This window comes from Caballeronia sp. (assembly GCF_049581465.1).
Lineage (GTDB): Bacteria > Pseudomonadota > Gammaproteobacteria > Burkholderiales > Burkholderiaceae > Caballeronia.
In genome coordinates this window covers 1-3263 of the sequence record NZ_JBAUSA010000486.1, presented here as the reverse complement: position 1 = coordinate 3263, position 3263 = coordinate 1, and the positions used below count along the sequence as shown (strand labels likewise).

Annotated in this window: 1 protein-coding gene; it reads right to left on the bottom strand. The window is 61.7% G+C overall.

Annotated elements, in window-relative coordinates; genetic code table 11:
- Window positions 1-132 precede the first annotated feature (132 nt).
- The coding region (locus WCA53_RS11935) for an ImcF-related family protein (RefSeq protein ID WP_423909777.1) at window positions 133-3263 on the bottom strand (3131 nt) is incomplete at its 5' end.

Below are 3263 nucleotides of genomic sequence, written 5' to 3'. Positions count from 1 at the left end.
TCGCCCAGGTAGCGCATCTCGGCTTCGTAATAACGCAGGATGGCGTCGTCCATTTGTTTGGGATCCTTATGTTCAATTACGACCGCTTTTGGTCGTCGCTTTGCAGCGTGCTGCGGACATTGGCAATGAGGGTCATTCGATGTCCGGCAAAGCGCCACGAGGAAGCGGCGTTGCCGCACGTTTCGCCGCTTCTATCGCCGTCACAGGCAAAGGCGGAGGATTGGGTCCAGGGTTTATCGGACGGCCTCCGGCGTCGCTACGAAGAAAGATCCGCGATGGCAATGTGAAGTGACGAAGCTTCAGGACATCGAGCGGACCGGCTCCCACTTCGCTGCGCAATTGCACCTGCAAAAAGCGAGGCTTCACGGGTCCGAGCGGCTGCGCAGACGCCCTGTCAGCGTTGCTTGCGCCCGGTTTCCATAAGGCGTCCCGCACGGCAGCGCTTGTCGCGGCCCGAGCGGCCCAGTCATCATTCTCACGAGGCGCCGGGCGCCTTGACGCTACCGGCGCGCTTGCCGTCGCGACAGCGACTGCGCGCGACTGCGGTGTTGCTTCGTAAGCGGTCTCACGAGGCATTGCTTCGGGCGGGGCATCGACCGCCTCCTTGCCCAACGGCCAGCGCAACAAGTAACGGGCGCCGTCTTGCTGCGACACCGTTGCCCGTTCGAGCAAGCGAATCAGCCCAAAACGTCCCGCGAAGTCGAATGCCACGCGTGCGCCCGCCTGCTCGGTCTGCCACTCGATGCGCGTGCCGTTTTCCAGCGCCTCGCCCGGCCAGACGAACGGCGTCCACTCCTCACGTTGGTTGAAATAGTGCAAATCACGCCCCGACAGCGCGATTTTCACGTCTGTGATTCCGGGTGTTGGGATGGCGCGCAGTTCGTAGCGCAGGCTGGCATCGCCGGTTGGAAACAGAACATTCGATACCCGTGTAAGCCGGTTCAATGCACTCACGAACTCGGGGTCGACTCTCAGCGTATTGCCTCCGGTGGCTTGCATGACCACCCATTGGTCACCCTGTCGCTCGATGATGCCGCCGAGTTGCGTCGCTACAAATTGCGAGATCACGCCACCGTCCACACGGAGGAAGCGCGCCATTTCAGGCAATGATGCGTCGCTGTCCGAGTCCGCAAATGGATAACGTCCGCCGAACGACTTATTCCAGGCGGCGACAATGCCCGTGCGCCACGTTTCATTCAGGCTCGCCGTCGCGGGTTGAAGAACCACATCCCAGGTTTGATCGAGCGGCCGCTGAAAGACCGCATTGCCAAACCCCGACCATTGCTCGCCAAGGCTCGCGGCGACACGGCTTGCGTAGTCACGGCTGTCACCGATATCCGAGGTCTTTCCCTGCAGGATCGCCTGCGCTGCCGTACGAGACATCGCGTCGGGATCGGGGCTCATCATGATCTGCTGGAGCTTGAGGCGTACTCCTGTGACGCGTTCGAGATAGCGCGGCAGGCTGATATCGGAGGTGTTGGCCGGTTGAGTTGCAGCCGGCTTGGCGGGACTGCTCGTCGCCAGATCACTGCCTGCAACGCGCAGCAGCGGGCCGAACGCCGACGCAAGCGGTGCTTCGGGTGGTGAGGAAGCGTTGGAGGGATTTCCGTCGTCGCCGCCACTCACGAGCGACCGGACTCCGCTGACGAGCGTATTTGAAAGCGATTGCCCCACAGTACCCGTGTTCGCCTGATACACGATCACCTTGAACAATGCAGATAGCGGCGAGCGTTGTGGATCGGCATAAAGACTTAGTTGATCGACGGTGCCGGATAACGACGTATCCGCCTGCCAGCGCACGCTATTCAGGAACTCCTGCCAGGCGCGACCGTAGTCGGCAAAGTAGCGCTGGCGCAATTGCTCCTTGAGTGACGCTGCGGATGATGCTGCGCTTGTTGTTGGTGTATCGGAGAGCACCCAGTCGCCGGTGACCGTGCGCTCATTGTCGGCGTCATCGATCGCTTTGCCGATGCGCTCGTCCCACGCTTGCCGCGTGTAGACGCCGGCTACGGTTTCGCTCGTTGTGAATACACCCCGGCTGCTGGTGTCGCCCATTAGTGACTGCAATGAAACGGGCGGGTACTTGATGCGAGTTTCATCGATGATCTGCTGGTAGACCGCGTCGGTGGAGTTCTGTAGACCCATCACGCTCACGAGCGTCTGGCGGGCTGTGCTGATCAAAGTTGCGTCGGGCGTGATCGCGAGTGACGGGCGCTGGCCCAGGTGGTTCGCATGGAAGCTCACGAGACGCTGCGTCAGGTCGCGCCAGTCACCCGGGTTGATAGTTGACGGTTCCGGACGTGCAGGTTGATCCGTAGCCAGCAATTGAGGGATCAGGAAGCCTGAATCGGCGTGCTTAGGCTTGGCCAGCATCAGATATGACTTGAGGGTGCTGTAGGCACCTTTGACCTGCGCGTCGCCACCACTTGCCAGTTCCTGATCGGTGAGGGAGCCGAGTTGTCTCAGATCGGCTTCGAGCTTGGTGCGTATCGGCGGTATCAGTATGCGGTTGTTTGCGTCTTCGTACGCCGGCCACGCGGCGCTGAGCAGTGCGGCGTCGTGATTCAGTCCGAAACGGGTGTACCACGGGGCACCATCGCCCTGGCGTGCTTCGAGCGTACCGATTTGCTTTTGCAGGGTGTCGAGGTTTAGCGCGGCTTGGGTTGCGTCGCGCGGTGCCGCGAGTTTTGCGATCGTCGTGGAGGCGGTCTGGATTGCGTTGCGATTGGCGGCTACGGATACCAGCGTGCCTGTGATCCACATGGCCACGAGTGCGATGGCGCCCCATGCCGTGATGCGTGAGAACGAAAAGCCAACGGGGCGGCCATGCACGGTGCGGCTGTGGGCAGCGATGGCCTGCCACGTTGGTTGCGTGAGTGAAGACGGGGTATGGGGCGCGTTGGCAGCGCTGACGGGTTGCTGTTTGAACAGAGGAGTGAAGAACACGCCGACCACTGAAGTCTTCCATGAGCGCGCGCGGTTCAGCTTCGACACAAGAGCTGATAGCGCCGCCCCGCGCGTCTCGATATGCTGCGACAGCCTTGCGCGATAGCGATCGGCCCGATCCTGCCCGAGATGCTGCGTGCCAGCATCCGCGAGCTCTCTTGACAAGGTGGTAAACGCAAAAACGGATTGTCCGGCGGCGGCTGTCCGGCTCGACCAGGTGCAAGCGACGGCCTCTGCGCTTTGCGGAGTGCCACCATCAACGTCGACAACGTTCAGCAGATACGCAGGCGCAGCCCAGCCCAAACTGCGGCTCTGCG